This is a genomic window from Methylocystis parvus OBBP (assembly GCF_027571405.1).
In the GTDB taxonomy this organism is placed as follows: Bacteria; Pseudomonadota; Alphaproteobacteria; order Rhizobiales; family Beijerinckiaceae; genus Methylocystis; species Methylocystis parva.
In genome coordinates this window covers 3,618,007-3,634,027 of the sequence record NZ_CP092968.1, presented here as the reverse complement: position 1 = coordinate 3,634,027, position 16,021 = coordinate 3,618,007, and the positions used below count along the sequence as shown (strand labels likewise).

The following is a 16,021-nucleotide window of genomic DNA, read 5'->3' as shown; positions in this document are numbered from 1 at the left end:
GCAGTTTGTCTTCCACGGCGGCCCCGCGCTCCTGACATCGCCGCCTCAACTCGCCAGCGCGAATTTCTCCGCCTGCTCCAGATCGACGGACACGAGCTGCGAAATGCCGCGCTCCGCCTGCGTGACGCCGAAGAGGCGGTCCATGCGGGCCATGGTGATGGGATTGTGGGTGATCGTCACGAAGCGCGTGTCGGTCTTCTTGCGCATCTCTTCCAAGAGGCCGCAGAAACGCTCGACATTGTAGTCGTCGAGCGGCGCGTCGACCTCGTCGAGCACGCAGATCGGCGACGGATTGGTCAGGAACACCGCGAAGATCAGCGACATGGCGGTGAGCGCCTGTTCGCCGCCCGAGAGCAGCGACATGGCCGCCGGCTTCTTGCCCGGCGGGCGGGCGAGAATGTCGAGCCCCGCCTCCAGCGGATCGTCGCTTTCGATGAGCTGCAATTCCGCCGAGCCGCCGTCGAAGAGGATGGTGAACAGCTCCTTGAAATGGGCGTTCACCTTGTCGAAGGCGGCGAGCAGGCGCTCGCGGCCCTCCTTGTTGAGGCTGGCGATGGCCGCGCGCAGCTTCTTGATCGCCTCGGCGAGATCGTCGCGCTCGGCGATCATCCTGTCGCGCTGGGTGTCGATCTCCGCCAGTTCGTCCTCGGCGCGCAAATTGACGGCGCCGAGCCGCTCGCGGTCGGCGCGCAGCGCTTCGAGGCGCTTCTCGATCTCGGCGATCTCGGGCAGTTCGTCGCCCTCCTTCACGCCGGCGAGATCAGCGAGCGCGAGGGGCGTCGTTTCGAGATCGTTCTGAATGGCGCGCTCGATATCGCCGGCGCGCTGCCTGGCGGCCTCCAGCTGCGCCTCGCTGCGGGCTTTCTCTTCGCGCGCGGCGCTCATGGCGTCGAGCGCGGCGCGGGCGGCGCGGTCGGCTTCGGCGAGGCGCGTCTCGGCCTCGGCGCGCGCATTCGAGGCGTCGGCGCGCGCGGCCTCGGCGTCCTGCAGGGCGTTCATCAAAGCGCGGCGCTGATCGAGGAAGGCGTCGGGCGATTCGGCGAGGCGCTCCTGCTCCTCGCGCGCCGAATCGAGCCGTTCCTCCAATTCGCCCAGCCGGTCCTGCGCGCGGTCGCGGCGTTCGGCCCAGGAGGCGATCTCGCGCGCAATGGCGTTGACGCGCGAGGCGCGGGCGGCGGCTTCGTTGCGCAGGCTCGCAAGCGCGGCGCGGGCTTCGCCCGCCTGGGCGCGCTCGACCATGGCGCGGGCGCGCAAAGCTTCCAGCGCGCCGGCGAGCGAAGCGGGCTCCTCCAGCGCGTCGAGCTGCGCGGAAAGTTCGTCGCGCTTCTGGCTCGCCTCGTCGCGATTGGCGAGGCTCTGGGCCTTCGCCGCCTCCAGCGCGGAAAGCCGCTGGCCGATCTGGGCGAGGCGGCGCTCGGCGGCGTTGTGACGTTCACGCGCCTCCTCCTGCCGGGCGCGGGCGCGGCGCTGCGCGTCGCGGGCTTGAGAATCGGCCATGACCGCAAGCCGCGTCGCCTCGCGAGCGGTCTCCAGCTCCTCGGCGAGCGCGTCGGCCTGGGCGCGGGCGCGTTCGGCCTCGGCGCGCAGATCGGCGAGGCGGTTCTTCTCGGCGAGGCGGCGGGCCGCCGGAGTCGGCGCCTCGGCGGCCTGCGTAAAGCCGTCCCAGCGCCACAGATCGCCTTCCTTGGAGACGAGCCGCTGGCCGGGCTTCAGAAGCTTGCGTAAATTCTCGCCTTCGGCGCGCAGCACGACGCCGATCTGGGCGAGGCGGCGGCGCAGCGCCGGCGGCGCCTGCACCATCTCGCCGAGCGTGCGCACGCCGGACGGCAAAGGCGGATCGCCGGCGTCGGAAGTCAGCGCCCAATGGGCGGGCGCGGAGTCGTCTCCCGAGGCGTCGAGATCGTCGCCGAGCGCCGCGCCCAGCGCGGTCTCATAGCCCTTCTCGACTGTCATGCTCTCCACGACGGGCGCCCAGAGGCCGCCCGAATTGGTCGAGAGCAGATTTTCGAGCGTGCGGACTTCAGTCTCCAGCCGCTGCGCCTTCAGCGCCGCCTGCTCCACGGGCTGGCGGGCGGCGGATTCGGCGTCGCGCGCCTCGCGCTGGGCTTCTTCCGCCATCTGGGCGGCTTCCTCCGCGGCGCGCGCTTCTTCCGACGCCATTTCAAAAGCTTCCGCGAGGCGCGCGGCCTCTTCCGCGCCGCCGCCTTGCCCCGCGATCAGCGCGAATTCCGTGTCGAGGCGGGTCAGCTCGGCCTCGAAGCGGGCGACGCGATTGCCTTCGTCGCGCAACGCCGATTCGAGCGCCGCCCGACGGGCGTTGACCCCGGCATATTGCTGCTGGGCGTCGGCGAGCAGCGATTCGGTCTCCGCCAGCGCCGCTTCGATTCGGGCGAGGCGCTCAATGGCCTCGGCCTCGCGCGAATCGTCCGAATCGACGCCGAGCAGCTCGGCGCGCTCTTCCTCCAGACGCTCGGCGACCTGCGCCGCGTCCTCGATCAGCGCGCGCTCGCGTTCGAAGTCGCGCATGAACTGCTCGATCTGACGGGCGAGCTCCGAAATGCGCTGCCTGGCGCGCTCCTCATCCGCCTCCAGCGCCTGCCGCGCCGCGACGAGCCGATGCACGGCGGCGCCGGCCTCGGCCTCTTTCTCGCGCAATTTCGGCAGTTCATGCGCGGCGATGGCCTGCGCCTTGGCGGTTTCGGCCTGCTCCAGCGTGCGCGCCTGGACATTGGAAATGTCGGCTTCGAGCTTATGGGCGGCGTCGCGCAGACTGTCCGAGGCGATCTGATAGGAGACGAGGGCGACGAGCGCTTCGTTCTGCCGGATTCTGGCGGCGAGTTCGCGATAGCGCGACGCTTGCCGCGCCTGACGGCGCAGGCTGTCGCCCTGGCTCTCCACCTGTTTCAGGACGTCTTCGAGGCGCGTCAGATTTTCGGAGGCGGCGTTGAGGCGCAATTCCGCCTCGTGACGGCGCGTATGGAGCCCCGCGACGCCGGCGGCGTCCTCCAATATGCGCCTGCGCGCCTGCGGCTTCGAATTGATGATCTCGCCGATCTGCCCTTGCCGAACGAGCGAGGGCGAACGCGCCCCGGTCGCGGCGTCGGCGAAGAGCAACTGCACGTCGCGGGCGCGAACTTCCTTGCCATTGACGCGATAGGTCGACCCCTGCTCGCGCTCGATGCGGCGGGTGATCTCGATCGAATCGGCGTCGTTGAAGGCCGGCGGCGCGAGGCGCTCGGAATTATCGAGAACGAGGCCGACTTCGGCGAAATTGCGCGCCGCGCGCGATCCGCCGCCGGAGAAGATCACGTCGTCCATGCCGGAGGCGCGCATGTTTTTATAGGAATTCTCGCCCATGACCCAGCGCAGGGCCTCGACGAGGTTCGACTTGCCGCAGCCATTCGGCCCGACCACGCCAGTCAGGCCCGGCTGGATCAGGAAATCGGCCGGTTCGCAGAAGCTCTTGAAGCCCAGAAGCCGCAGGCGCTCGAATTTCATGGCTCAAAAAAGCGCCACAAAAGAATGACGAATGCAAGGAAGCGGGCGCAATATGTTGTGGGAAGACGACAGGCGCCTGAGGCGAAAGGCATATCGGGCGGCGGCCGCCCCCTCGCGCGGAGCGAGGCGCCGCGCGGCCGGGCGCCCGGCGCCGTCGATTTGCGGTTGCAATGCCGTCGCGCGCCCGAAAAAATAAGGGCTGCACGGCGAATCGGGCGGCTGGGGCCGTCTTCCAAGATTGAGGGATAGATTGCTGGCGACGGCTTCCTGCGGAAACGGGGATCTCTGGATTTTCGGCTATGGCTCGCTCATGTGGCGGCCGGGCTTCGATTACCTCGAAAGCGCCATCGCCTGGGTTCACGGCTATCACCGCTCTCTGTGCATTTTCTCGCATGTCCATCGCGGCACGCCCGAACGGCCGGGACTCGTTCTCGGCCTCGATCGGGGCGGCTCCTGCCAGGGCGTCGCCTTCCGCGTCTCCGCCAGGGAGCGGGAGAAGACGATCGACTATCTGCGCGCCCGCGAACTGGTGACCGCCGTCTATCTGGAAAAGACCGTCGGCGTCCGCTTCGCGGAGGGCGGTTGCGCGAATGCGCTGGCCTATGTCGTGGACCGCAGCCACTGCCAATATGCCGGGCGCCTGCCCTATGACGAAATGACGCGCCTCGTAGCCGAAGGCGTCGGGGTCAATGGCGATAACCCCGCCTATGTCCGCAATACATATGAGCATCTCCTGCAGCTCGACATTCATGACGAGGAGCTGGCGGAGATCGTGCGCAGGCTCGACAAATGCTCCTGCCGCGCCGCGCCAAGATCGGCGGCCGCTCCATGAAAAAAAGCCGGGTCCATGAAAAAAAGGCCGGGGCAAGCCCCGGCCGTTAGAAACGCGACATACAGCACGCATCCACACCACGCCACGCGGAACAAACGCTCACGCAACGCCTCACAACGGCAAAGCACGCCACAAACGCGACCAGACGCAACGCGAACTCAATTCAGCAGCGATCCCGCAAGGTCGCGAGCCGGCTCCGTATCCGGGCAGAAATGGACATGCCATTCCGCCACGCCCAGCTCCTGAGCCAATTCGCGCAGAGCGGCCGCGCGACGCTCGCCGGCCGAGAAAAGACAGACCGGCCGGAGAGAGGCGCCGTCCCGCGCCACGCCGATGACGACGCCGCTTTCGACATCCGAGACGAAGCCCTCTTCGCCACGCTGGAAGACCGAGCAGACATAGCGGCGGCCCGTGGCCCCGCGCCAGGAAAAGAAGCGGCCGCGCAGCGCGTCCGAACCGGCAAGCGAATCAAGCTCCTGCCCACGCGGCGCAAGAGCGCGCCTGGGGCGGCGCAGCGGCGAAACTGAGAAAGCGTAGCGTTGCATGACAGCCCTGCTCCAGAGAGCGAAACTAGAACATGATTAGAACAAACACAGCACACAGTCAAGGGGCGCACCTGCCGGAACCCCGGGTTCCTGGACAAGGCTCCAGCAAGCGCGCTCCGCGTTGCGCACGACGCCCAACGCAAGACGTTCAACCGTCTTGTCCACCCTTATGCCCGACGCTCATCCGGACGAATGTGCGCCAACGCGCATCTCGAAACTCAAGCACAACCGTTTGTTAGGAGATGGCGGGCGTTTCCCTTGTTTCAAGATGAAACGCAAGAGAATGGCGCTCCTTATCCATTTATTTTTTGAAGTCAAGCAGTTTTTCATAATTTTCCACATAATGCCTAAAATTCGCGCCTGAAAGCAGCCAGAGCCACAGAATTTTATTGGTTCGCCTGGGGATAAGTCGCCGCTGCGCGGGCGGATACGGCGCGGTCGCCGCACCCTGCTAAAAGCGGGAAAACGGGAGCGCCGCGATTTGTTCTCTCAAAGTGGTCTGACAACCAAAGACGCGGCCGGTCTCGCGCCGGCGGACGACTTCGTCATCGTCGTCAATCCCGATGCGGGCGGAGAAAGGCGTCGCTTGGCGGAAGCCGTCACCGCGGCGCTGGCGGCGCGCGGGCGACGGGTCGTCGTCGAAACGGCGATCCATAGAGGACATATCCGCCAGACCGCGGAGAGCGTGCGGGCGGGCGCCCTTCTCGTCGCCGGCGGCGACGGCTCGGTCAACGAGGCCGTGCGCGGGTTGCTGGCGCGGCCGGGGCCGCGGCCGAAACTCGGCGTCGTCCCGCAAGGCACGGTCAATGTGCTCGCGCAGGAACTGCGCCTGCCGAAAGACGGCGCCGCGCTCGCCGAGATTTTCCTGCGCGGCGCGACGAAACCACTGTATGTCGGCCTCGCCAATGGCCGGCCTTTCACGCTGATGGCGTCGGCCGGGCTCGACGCCGAGGTCGTAAAGACGGTCGACATCGGGCGGAAGCGGCTCAAACGCCATTTGGGCCGTCTGGCCTACGCTCTGGCGGCGGCGAAAATTTTCGCTCGCGGCGGATTTCCCGACATCGAGGCGGAGACGGACGCCGGCGCGCTTCGCGCCAAATGCGTCGTGGTCGCCAAATCCAGATATTACGGGGGAAATTACGTCATCGACGCCTCGGCCGACGTCACCCGGCCCGGTCTGAGCCTCGTCGCGCTCACGGAGGTTTCGCCGCGGGCCGCGCTGGCGCTTTTCCGTTACGTCGCGACCGGCCGGCTCGACGAGGCCGGCTGCGTCAAAAGGCTCGCCATTCGCAAGGCGACGCTGCGCGGCGCCGGCGCGGCGCAGATCGACGGCGATTATCTCGGGCCCGCGCCGGTCGAGATCTGCGAAGCCGAGGAGACGCTGGATGTTTTCGCAGCCTGATCGCTTCGTCGATCAAGCGTTCGCGCCGCCGCCCGCCGTTTTCAACCAGGCCGCGCCGCAAGCCTTGGCGAGTTCGCGCACGCGTAGAATATAGCTCTGGCGTTCGGTCACCGAAATCACGCCGCGCGCGTCGAGCAGATTGAAGGCGTGGCTCGCCTTGATGCACTGGTCATAGGCCGGGAGCGCCATGCGGTGCATCTCGTCGCCCGAGCCCGCGCCGAAATCCAGCAGGCGCTTGCACTCGGCCTCCGCGTCTTTGAAATCCTCGAAGAGTTTGCCCGTATCGGCGGCCTCGAAATTATGCCGAGAATATTCCTGCTCCGCCTGCAGAAAGACGTCGCCATAGGCGACCTTCTCGGCGCCCTCGCGGCCGTTGAAGTTCAGCTCCATGATGCTGTCGACGCCCTGCAGATAACAGGCGAGGCGCTCGAGGCCGTAGGTCAGCTCGCCCGCGACCGGCGCGCATTCGAAGCCCGCGACCTGCTGAAAATAGGTGAATTGCGACACTTCCATGCCGTCGCACCAGCATTCCCATCCCAACCCCCAGGCGCCGAGCGTCGGGCTCTCCCAATCGTCCTCGACGAAGCGGATGTCGTGGAGCCTGGAATCGATGCCGATCGCCGCCAGCGAATTGAGATAGAGCTGCTGCAGATCGGGCGGCGAGGGCTTCAGGATGACCTGAAACTGATAGTAATGCTGCAGGCGGTTCGGGTTCTCGCCATAGCGCCCGTCCTTGGGACGCCGGCAGGGCTGCGCATAAGCCGCGCGCCACGCTTTGGGACCAAGTGCGCGCAGGGTCGTCGCCGGATGAAAAGTGCCCGCGCCCATCTCCATGTCATAGGGCTGCAGAATCACGCAGCCCTGCGCCGCCCAGTAATTCTGCAGGGTGAGGATGAGGTCCTGGAAGGAGCGCGTGGGGGAAAGGTGAACGGCGGGCTGGTAAGACATGGGCGGGTCCGGATGGCGTTGGCGCGCAAGCTATGAGGGTGAAAGAGAGGCGTCAACGGGGGGCGTGGAGAAACGCGATGTTGAGCGGGACCGGCGCGAGGATGTTCGACTGACGAATGCCGAACCGGCAGCCCTGCAACAGGACGCTCCAGCCGGCCGGCGAAATTTGAGGCCGAACTCCTTTTGCTCGCCCGTGGCGGACCTGAAAGGTTCGCCATTCGCGTCGGCGCGAAGGACGTCGCGTAACCGCCCTTCGCCTGATCCCGCGCACATGGCGAACTGATCCTGCGCTTGCGACGCGACGAAGGGAGCGCAGATTCAGCGCATCGCCGAAGCCGTATTTGTGATTATTCGTATTTGTGACTGTTCTGATCATGGTCGAAACGCGGCGCTCATCTATTGTTGCAAATGCGCGCCGCAGTCATGAACCGAAATTTGCACAAGCAATCATCCTACAAATGATAAATCTTGCAGCGATTGTGGCGTCAATCCTTCATCGGCCCGGCTGAAAAGCGGCAAAGCCGCCTATCGGCAAACTTCTGTTTTAGTAATAATTTTCGCCATATTTGAACCGTATCAAAAAAATACGAGAGCTTGACAGGCTATCGTTCGCCGTCGCGCCGACGGTTGGGATCCGCACACTCACAAATCTGTCGCTTGATCTATGCAGCAGCAATGTTGCGTGGCGGGGAGGCTTGTCACTTGCTTCGGGCTGGGGGTTCGAAGCCCACGAGGATTTTACATGGCAACAAACTCCACGCCACCCGCTGGCTACAGCGCGAACAATCTCGTTTTCAGCGACAATTTCGCTGGCGACAAACTGAACAGCAGCGCATGGAACACATATGTCACCTCGGCGGCGGCCAACGGCTCCCCCTGGAATGCGGGACCAAACGGCGGCAGCGGCGTCGGCGCGCAATATGACGCCGAATATTTCATGCCTTCGCAAGTGTCGGTCAACAATGGACTGACGCTGACGGCGACAAAGCAAACAATCGCCGGCAATCCCGCAACGGTTCCGGAGACATCCGGCGCGATCTCCAGCTACGGCAAGTTCCAGTTCACCGGCGGCTATCTCGAGATCGACATGAAAGCGCCGGCAGGAAATGGGTCATGGCCCGGTCTCTGGCTGATGCCCGGCAAGGGCGCAACGGGCGGCGACAATTTCGAAATCGACATCCAGGAGGGCGGATACACCAAGGGATCGACGAATCCCAATAATGTCTTGTCCTACCATGTGCACACGCCGAACGGCGTTTTCGGCGGAACGGTCGACGCGGGCGTCGATCTCACGGCCGGTTACCACAAATACGGCATTGACTGGGACCCGGGAAAGTCGATCACCTGGTATCTCGACGGCAAGCAGATCGGGCAAGTCACCAGCGCGCAGGCTCCGATCCCCACCGAGCCGATGCAGTTGATCATGGACGAGCAGGTCGCGAACTCCGCCGCCTCTGGCTGGCATACGACTTTCGGCAGCTCGACGCCCCAAACCATGCCGATGCAGGTCGCTAGCGTGCAACTCTACCAGAAGAGCGGCCAAACGGTGACCGGCGGCAATGTCACCATCGCCGGCCCGACAGCGCCTGAAAATCCAACAACTCCGACAACCCCCACGACGCCGACAAACCCAACGACGCCAACGGCTCCCACCACGCCTCCGACAACCCCGACGTCGACGTCGAACAAATGGCGTCACCATTATCATCAGCGCAACGCGCTCGCGCAAAACTCGCCCGCCGCTGCGCAAGCAAGCTCCGTTTCGCCCAGCCCGTCGGATGCTATGGCCGCCGCAGCGACGCCGAATTCGAGCGTGCAGCCGGCCAGCCTGTCCGACGCGACCCAAACGTCCCTGTCCGGCGCGACTCAAACGTCGCTGCCGGGATTCCAGACGTCGAACGCTATGAGCGGGACGACGTCGAGCGCGCCGCCAACGTCGGCGACGAACCAGAGCCTTGCGCTGCTACAGCAATGTATGGCTGGCGGCTTCGCTCCAGCCGCAAGCTCGCCCGCGACCGTCACTCAAATGGCGAGCGCGACGCCGCGCTACGAATCCTTCCTCGCGACGCGGCACTAAGCGAAAACGCGTCCCGGGCTCCGCGCCCGGGACGCTCTCGAGATCAGAGGAAGCTGGAACGCACGTTCTGTGCGGGGCTTTCATCGCGCCCGATGCGCGCTCACGAACAAGACGACAGATGATCAAGCAAAACAACGCCGCCCTGCCCGATTCCGGCGCTTTTGCGCTCTCGGTCTTTTTGCGTCTGCATGGCGTCGCCAGCGTGCGTCCCGACCAGTTCGCCAAGCGCCCGGGAGTGGACTTGGGTCTGACGGACATAATGAACCGGGCGCGTGAATTCGGCGTTACGATCCGCGCAACCACGACTGATTGGGCCAAACTCGCGCGGACGCCGCTGCCCGGAATCGCGATTTTGCGCGCCGGCGGCTTTCTTGTTGTCGGCAAAATAGCTGAGGACGGCGTCGTCGTGGTGCGTCCCTCGTCCACGGAGCCGAAGCCGGAAGTGCTGAGCCGCACCGAGTTCGAGCGCGAATGGAGCGGTCGCGTTCTTCTGCCCACGTCGAAAAGCCCTGACGCGCTTGCGGACCGTGAGGCGCTTGCGGCGCGCATCGCACGGCTGCGCGGCCCCATCGTAACCGGCTTCGCCGCCGCGATGAACGAATTATACGCCAAACTCTCGAGCCGCTTTCGTTCAAAACCCGACATGTCCGCGACGGCCGTAGCGGCGGCGGCGGACGAATCCGGTCTCAGCGCGCTCGTATTGCTTCTTGGCTACCATGGCGTCGGCGCCGACCCCGCTCAAATTCAGCACCGGCTCGGCGTCTCGCTCGTCGGCGTCGTGGAAATGCTTCGTTGCGGAAAAAGCATGGGACTCAAGGCGAGCCTGTGCGTCACTCACTGGGATCGTCTGGCGAACACGCCGCTGCCGGCGATTGCCGCGCTGTGCGATGGCGGCTTTCTCATCCTGGGAGCCGTCGCGGAGGATAAGGTTCTGCTGCAGCGTCCCGGCGCATCGGGTCCGGAGACCATGAGCCGCGCGGAGTTCGAGGCGATCTGGGACGGGCGGCTGGTGCTGATGGCGCGACGGGCCGCACTTGCCGATCTTCATAGCCGATTCGATATTGGCTGGTTTCTCGGCGCCGTGCACAAATACCGCCGACTGCTCGGCGAGGTTCTGGTCGCCTCCTTCTTCCTGCAATTGTTTGCGCTCGTATCTCCCTTGTTTTTCCAGGTCGTGATCGACAAAGTGCTCGTGCATCGAAGCATGAGCACGCTGAACGTGCTGGTGGCCGGCCTCGCGGCGATGACGGTGGCCGAAGGCGTGCTGGGCGTCTTGCGGACCTATCTCTTCTCTCACACGACGAACCGGATCGACGTCGAACTTGGCGCGCGTCTGTTCCGCCATCTGCTCGCGCTGCCGATCGCATATTTTCAATCCCGTCGGGTCGGCGACTCGCTGGCGCGTGTGCGCGAGCTCGAGAATATCAGGCAGTTCCTCACGAGCTCGGCGCTGACGCTCGTCGTCGATCTTGTCTTCACTTTCGCCTTCCTCGGCGTCATGCTCTACTATTCGACGACGTTGAGCCTGATCGTCGTCGCCTCCTTTCCCCTTTACATCGCCATCTCGGCGGGCGCGACGCCGCTGTTCCGGCGCAGACTGGACGAAAAATTCAGACGCGGAGCGGAGAATCAGGCCTTCCTCGTCGAATGCGTCACCGGGATCGAGACGCTGAAGTCGATGGCGGTCGAGCCACAAATGCAGCGACGTTGGGAAGAGCAGCTCGCCGGCTATGTCGCTTCGAGCTTCCGCGTGCTCGATCTCAACAACAAGGCGAGCGAGGTCGTGCAGACCATCAACAAACTCGTCGGCGCCGCGACGCTTTATTTCGGCGCGCGGCTGGTGATCTCCGGAGATTTGACGGTCGGCGAATTGGTCGCCTTCAACATGCTGTCGGGCCGCGTCAGCTCGCCGGTGTTGCGGCTTGCGCAGATGTGGCAGGAATTCCACCAAGCCCGGCTGTCGGTCGAGCGTATGGGCGACATCCTCAATACGGCGCCCGAGCCGAGTTTCAGCCCCGGGCGCGTCGCACTGCCCGCCATTCGAGGGGAAGTTACCTTCGAACACGTTACCTTCCGCTATCGCGTCGATGGCGCGACCACGCTCGACGATGTGAATTTCACCGTGAAACAGGGCGAGATTATCGGGATCGTCGGCTCGTCCGGCTCGGGCAAGAGCACCCTGGCGAAGCTGGTGCAGCGCCTTTATGTCCCGGAAAAAGGACGCGTGCTGATCGACGGCGTCGATCTTTCGGTGGTGGACATGGCATGGCTGCGCCGGCAAGTCGCCGTGGTTCTTCAGGATAACTTTCTGTTCAACCAGTCCATCCGCGACAATATCGCTTTGGCCGATCCAGCCATGCCGATGGAGCGCGTGATGACGGCGGCGAATTTCGCTGGCGCGCACGACTTCATCCTCGAACTGCCCGAAGGCTACGACACGATCGTCGGCGAGCGCGGCGGTTCATTGTCCGGGGGACAGCGTCAGCGCATCGCCATCGCGCGCGCGCTTGTCACCGATCCTCGCATTCTGATCTTCGACGAAGCGACCAGCGCTCTCGATTACGAGAGCGAGCGCGCGATCCAGCAGAACATGAAACGCATCGCCGCCGGCCGCACCGTCTTCGTCATCGCCCACCGTCTATCAACCGTCCGGCGAGCCAATCGCATCCTCGCGATCGAGCACGGGCGCATCGTCGAAGAAGGCACGCATGACGAGCTGATCCGAATGAACGGCCGCTATTCGAAACTTCACCAGATGCAGGCGGGTCATGACGTCGCCTAGCCCGAACATCGTCCCCTTTCCCCGGCGGAAACGCGCGCCCGTCGCACATGAAATCGCGTTCCTGCCTGCAGCGCTCGAAATCGTGGAGACCCCTCCCTCGCCAATAGGCCGCGCCATCGGCGCGACGATCATCGGCGCCTTTTGCTTCGCCCTGATCTGGGCGAGTTTGGGCTCGGTCGACATTATCGCCACGGCGAACGGCCGGATCGTTCCAAGCGGGCGCAGCAAGATCATTCAGCCTTTCGAGACAGGCGTCGTCAGCGCCATCCATGTGCGCGACGGCCAGAAGGTGCAGGCCGGCGACGTGCTGATCGAGCTTGACCCGACCATGACGAGCGCCGAGCGGGAGCGTTTCAGAAACGACCTCGTCGCCGCTGAACTCGACGTCGCGCGCCTGCGCGCCACACTTTCCTGGCAGGACAATCGCGCCGCGGAGCCGCGCAAGCTGTTGACGCCGCCGGCGGGCGCGAGCGCGGTTCAGATCGAGACGCAACGCCAGTTCCTCGCCGCGCAGACGTCGGAGCAAAAGGCCAGACTCGCCGAGATCGAGCATCAGTTCGCGCAGCGGCAAGCCGAGCGCGCGACCGTCGCCGCGGGCGCCGCCAAGCTCGAAGCGACAATTCCAGTGCTTCAGGAGCGCGTCGACTTGCGCAAGACGCTCTACGACAAGCAGCTCGGCACCCGACTCGTATACCTGACCGAGTTTCAGGAGCTGGTGACGATGAAACAGGATCTCACGCTCCAGAAAAGCCGGCTGCAGGAAGCGGACGCCGCGCTCGCGGCGCTGCACGAGACGCTCGAGCGCACAGCAGCGGAGTATAAACGCGGCGTCATCGCCGATCTCGCCGCGGCCGAGCTGCGCGTCGCGGCGCTCTCGCAGGATATGGTCAAGGCCGAACGACGGACGAGGCTTCAAAGGCTCACCGCGCCTGTGGAAGGCGTGGTGCAGCAACTCGCCGTGCATACTGTCGGCGGAGTCGTCACGCCCGCACAGCCGCTGGCGGTTGTCGTGCCGGAAAATAGCGATCTCGAGATCGAGGCGGTGCTCGCCAACCAGGATGTCGGTTTCGTTCACCCCGGCCAGGAGGTCAGCGTGAAAGTCGCGGCCTTTAATTTCACGCGTTATGGCTTGTTGCCCGGCAAGGTTTCGAATGTCTCTCGCGACGCCGTGACTCCCGCGGGGCCGACGCGCTCGACTGAGGATGGAGGTTCCACCGCTCCCGAAGCGAAAGAAGACGCGAGCTATGTCGCGCGCGTCTCGCTCGACCGAAACGGCATGCAGGTTGACGACAATTGGGAGACGCTTACGCCCGGCATGACCGTAACGGTCGAAATCAAGACCGGGTCGCGCCGGATCATCGGATATCTGCTGTCGCCGCTGGAAAAGCAACGTCAGGAATCCATGCGGGAACGATAAGCCCGTCTGTGACACGACCTCGCCGTGTTAAGATCAAGCTTTGTCCACGTTGGTCCTTAGTTCCGTCGCGTTCAAGCTACACGTTGCGAGAGCGGGCGGATCACAAGCCGATGCGGCGCCACGCTCTCGAGCAAGCGCGTTCCGGCGACGCGCGACAACCTCCCGAGGGACCAACATGCCCATGCCAGCCTTATGCGATTGGACGGCGGCGGCGCGCCTCTCTTGGCGAACGCCGCGTAAGAAGCGATTCCCCCGCAGCCTTTGGCGCCGCGGACCTAACGGCCGCCTGAAAATGCGAGAGGAATTACGCGCCTGTTCGCTTTCGCTTCCGCATTCGAATTCCAGCAGGTAGGATATGAATCACGCGTTGAGTTCAGCCATCCGCGGCGGAGCTATGATTTTCTCGTTCGGCGTTCTCGCTTTCGGCGCTCGCGCGGAAACATTTACGGGGGCCCTGGCCCGGGCTTATCAAAATAACCCGAGCCTGAATCAGCAGCGCGCGAACCTGCGCGCGCATGATGAGGACGTTCCCAAAGCTGCGGCTGGCATGCGCCCCGTTCTTGGCGCCGCCGCCAATGCGGGCGTTCAGTATTCCCATTTTCGTCAACCTCTCGGAACAAATTCTTTCGGAAATACGGCGTTCACAACAGGTGAATTCCTGGGTTCCCCGAAGGGGGGCAACTTCTCTGCGTCACAGACGCTCTTCGACGGCTGGCGGACCGCCAATTCAACAAGGCAAGCGGAGGCGAGCGTGATGGCGGGCCGCGAAGCGCTGCGCCGGGTCGAGCAATCGACCTTGCTCGACGCTGTCAAGGCGTACATGCTTGTTCTTCGCGACACGGCGATCGTCCGATTGCGCAACAGCAATGTTCAGGTGCTTGCAGAGCAACTAAATCAAACCCGCATTCGCGCCGAGCTGAGAGAAATCAGCGTGACGGATGTTGCGCAAGCGGAAGCGGCGCTGGCGCTGGCGCGTTCGGACGCCGCCGAGGCGCAAGCGACGTTGAAGGAGAGCGCCGCGACATACCGTCAGGTGATCGGCGTCGAGCCGAGCCGCCTGGAGGCTGCGCCAAACATTGACGCGGCTTTGCCGCGATCGGCCGCGGCCGCCATGCGAATCGCACTTCTCGAGCACCCGGACGTGCTGGCTTCGACACATCAAATCGCTGGCGCCGAATTGTCGGTGAAGATTGCCGAGGGCGCGCTGGCGCCGACCGTGTCGGCTGGCGTCCAAGTCTATCAGCAGTACGATTCTTTTTTCGGCGTGACCGGTTCTCGTCAGTTTGCGGCGCAGGGCGGCGTCACTCTGAACGTGCCGCTCTATCAGGGCGGAGCGGAATACGCGTCGATACGAAAGGCTAAGGAGCAGCTTGGAGAGGCGCGCCTCGCTGCCGACGACCAACGCAACGTCGTCCGCACCGCAGTCATGTCGAGCTTGGCGCGCCTCGACAGCGCAAAAACTTCCATCGCTTCAAGCGCCGCGGCCGTGCGTTCAGCCGAAATTGCGCTTGGCGGCGTACGGCAGGAAGCGGCGGTCGGACAGCGCACCACATTCGACATTCTCAACGCTCAACAATCGCTCCTAAATGCGCGGCTCAGGCTGGTTGCTTCCCAATATACGAAGGTTGTCGCCTCCTATTCTGTGCTCGCAGCCATCGGCAGGCTCTCCCCCGGCATGCTCAAACTTGGCGTCGATATCTACAGTCCCGAGCGGCATTTCAATCAGGTTCGGGACAAGTGGTTTGGATTGACGCCGCCGACATAGAAGCCGCCAATCGACGCCTGACGCCGGATTTTGAACAGACGCCGCGCTGAAAGGAGAAAATCGCAAGGAGAGGTGTATTTGGCTGATGTTCCGCTTGGGTGAGTATTATGCATCCTGGCGGGACGGCGCTCACGCGCCTGCAATGCGCCGCCCAAATGTTCAGGACAGGCTGCTGACGCATTGATCGCAGGGTCGTTATGTAGATGAAAAATATTTTCATAGATATAATCCGTTATGCCTAAAATTGTGCGACGCACAATACTATATTTCTTCAACTATTCGTATTTGTATCCTGCTGAGACGCGTTAATTCAAATCCCTTATCGCTTGATCGATATTGCAATCTTGATCGTCTGATACTTTGGAGTCACCTCTTGAGCCTTGGCGCGGGTCTCGCTCAAACGCCCGAGGCCAGCGCATGCGCGCGCATCGCCGCTGAACAGGGATTGCAACCATGACTTTGATCGAGGAACCGGATTTTGGCGCGCCGGCGGCGCGGTCGGAAACGCGCGTCACGCTGACGATCGGCGGAAAAAGCGTCACGGTTCCCGAGGGCGCGTCGATCATGCGCGCCGCGATGGGGTGAATGCGACGGCGACGGATTGTTGTGAGACTTATCCGCGACGGAGCCTCGAAGACTATCTCGAACACGAAGCCGGAAAACGCATCATCACGCCCGACGACGCCAAACGGCATGCGACAGGCCGCCGCGTCGACGCTTACTGTGTCCCGCTGAGCGCGTAACAGAAGAAAAGA

The 16,021-nt window shown here is 64.0% G+C and carries 11 protein-coding genes and 1 pseudogene; 8 read left to right on the top strand and 4 right to left on the bottom strand.

Annotated features, from left to right (window positions below; translation table 11 throughout):
* Nucleotides 1–45: 45 nt before the first annotated feature.
* Nucleotides 46–3,498, bottom strand: coding sequence for a chromosome segregation SMC family protein (locus MMG94_RS17575; RefSeq protein WP_016920248.1), 3,453 nt, complete (start codon nucleotides 3,496–3,498; stop codon nucleotides 46–48).
* A gap of 310 nt (nucleotides 3,499–3,808) precedes the next feature.
* On the opposite strand from MMG94_RS17575, the gene MMG94_RS17570 reads away from it, so the two are divergent.
* Complete coding sequence (locus MMG94_RS17570; protein WP_051001125.1) at nucleotides 3,809–4,330, top strand: gamma-glutamylcyclotransferase; 522 nt, start codon at nucleotides 3,809–3,811, stop codon at nucleotides 4,328–4,330.
* Nucleotides 4,331–4,488: 158 nt separating this feature from the next.
* Here MMG94_RS17570 and MMG94_RS17565 read toward each other — a convergent pair whose 3' ends face one another.
* On the bottom strand, nucleotides 4,489–4,875 hold the full coding sequence (locus MMG94_RS17565) for a hypothetical protein (protein WP_016920251.1): 387 nt from the start codon (nucleotides 4,873–4,875) through the stop codon (nucleotides 4,489–4,491).
* Nucleotides 4,876–5,356: 481 nt separating this feature from the next.
* Here MMG94_RS17565 and MMG94_RS17560 point away from each other — a divergent pair, with 481 nt between their 5' ends.
* On the top strand, nucleotides 5,357–6,277 hold the full coding sequence (locus MMG94_RS17560; RefSeq protein ID WP_016920252.1) for a diacylglycerol/lipid kinase family protein: 921 nt from the start codon (nucleotides 5,357–5,359) through the stop codon (nucleotides 6,275–6,277).
* A 12-nt stretch (nucleotides 6,278–6,289) separates the two neighbouring features.
* Here the strand turns inward: MMG94_RS17560 and MMG94_RS17555 are convergent, their stop codons facing one another.
* Nucleotides 6,290–7,225, bottom strand: a complete 936-nt coding sequence (locus MMG94_RS17555) for a glycine--tRNA ligase subunit alpha (protein WP_016920253.1) — start codon at nucleotides 7,223–7,225, stop codon at nucleotides 6,290–6,292.
* 742 nt (nucleotides 7,226–7,967) lie between these two features.
* On the opposite strand from MMG94_RS17555, the gene MMG94_RS17550 reads away from it, so the two are divergent.
* The 5 genes and pseudogenes from MMG94_RS17550 (at nucleotide 7,968) to MMG94_RS17535 (ending at nucleotide 15,266) form a co-directional block, all read left to right on the top strand.
* Nucleotides 7,968–9,302 carry a glycoside hydrolase family 16 protein gene (locus tag MMG94_RS17550; protein ID WP_016920254.1) on the top strand — a complete coding sequence of 445 codons (1,335 nt, stop codon included), beginning with the start codon at nucleotides 7,968–7,970 and terminating at the stop codon, nucleotides 9,300–9,302.
* Nucleotides 9,303–9,420: 118 nt separating this feature from the next.
* Nucleotides 9,421–9,747: pseudogene (locus MMG94_RS22170) on the top strand (cysteine peptidase family C39 domain-containing protein); the annotation flags it as partial.
* A gap of 198 nt (nucleotides 9,748–9,945) precedes the next feature.
* Nucleotides 9,946–12,084, top strand: a complete 2,139-nt coding sequence (locus tag MMG94_RS17545) for a type I secretion system permease/ATPase (protein ID WP_026016301.1) — start codon at nucleotides 9,946–9,948, stop codon at nucleotides 12,082–12,084.
* Nucleotides 12,071–13,501, top strand: a complete 1,431-nt coding sequence (locus tag MMG94_RS17540) for an HlyD family type I secretion periplasmic adaptor subunit (RefSeq protein ID WP_016920256.1) — start codon at nucleotides 12,071–12,073, stop codon at nucleotides 13,499–13,501. Before MMG94_RS17545 ends, MMG94_RS17540 begins: the two co-directional genes overlap by 14 nt.
* 355 nt (nucleotides 13,502–13,856) lie before the next feature.
* Nucleotides 13,857–15,266 carry a TolC family outer membrane protein gene (locus MMG94_RS17535; protein ID WP_026016302.1) on the top strand — a complete coding sequence of 470 codons (1,410 nt, stop codon included), beginning with the start codon at nucleotides 13,857–13,859 and terminating at the stop codon, nucleotides 15,264–15,266.
* Here the strand turns inward: MMG94_RS17535 and MMG94_RS17530 are convergent.
* A complete protein-coding gene (locus MMG94_RS17530) occupies nucleotides 15,224–15,541 on the bottom strand; it encodes a hypothetical protein (RefSeq protein ID WP_154419633.1) in 318 nt (105 codons plus the stop codon). The two genes, MMG94_RS17535 and MMG94_RS17530, sit on opposite strands and share 43 nt — an antisense overlap.
* A 178-nt stretch (nucleotides 15,542–15,719) precedes the next feature.
* Between MMG94_RS17530 and MMG94_RS17525 the strand changes: the two genes are divergently transcribed.
* Nucleotides 15,720–15,851, top strand: coding sequence for a hypothetical protein (locus MMG94_RS17525; RefSeq protein ID WP_016920258.1), 132 nt, complete (start codon nucleotides 15,720–15,722; stop codon nucleotides 15,849–15,851).
* Nucleotides 15,852–16,021 lie beyond the last annotated feature (170 nt).

Excerpts from the sequence above, each read along its gene's own strand:
- MMG94_RS17535 (WP_026016302.1), top strand. The coding sequence starts at position 13,857 with ATGAATCACGCGTTGAGTTCAGCCATCCGCGGCGGAGCTATGATTTTC.
- MMG94_RS17545 (WP_026016301.1), top strand. The coding sequence starts at position 9,946 with ATGTCCGCGACGGCCGTAGCGGCGGCGGCGGACGAATCCGGTCTCAGC.
- MMG94_RS17550 (WP_016920254.1), top strand. The coding sequence starts at position 7,968 with ATGGCAACAAACTCCACGCCACCCGCTGGCTACAGCGCGAACAATCTC.
- MMG94_RS17570 (WP_051001125.1), top strand. The coding sequence starts at position 3,809 with ATGTGGCGGCCGGGCTTCGATTACCTCGAAAGCGCCATCGCCTGGGTT.
- MMG94_RS17555 (WP_016920253.1), bottom strand. The coding sequence starts at position 7,225 with ATGTCTTACCAGCCCGCCGTTCACCTTTCCCCCACGCGCTCCTTCCAG.
- MMG94_RS17540 (WP_016920256.1), top strand. The coding sequence starts at position 12,071 with ATGACGTCGCCTAGCCCGAACATCGTCCCCTTTCCCCGGCGGAAACGC.
- MMG94_RS17525 (WP_016920258.1), top strand. The coding sequence starts at position 15,720 with ATGACTTTGATCGAGGAACCGGATTTTGGCGCGCCGGCGGCGCGGTCG.
- MMG94_RS17565 (WP_016920251.1), bottom strand. The coding sequence starts at position 4,875 with ATGCAACGCTACGCTTTCTCAGTTTCGCCGCTGCGCCGCCCCAGGCGC.
- MMG94_RS17575 (WP_016920248.1), bottom strand. The coding sequence starts at position 3,498 with ATGAAATTCGAGCGCCTGCGGCTTCTGGGCTTCAAGAGCTTCTGCGAA.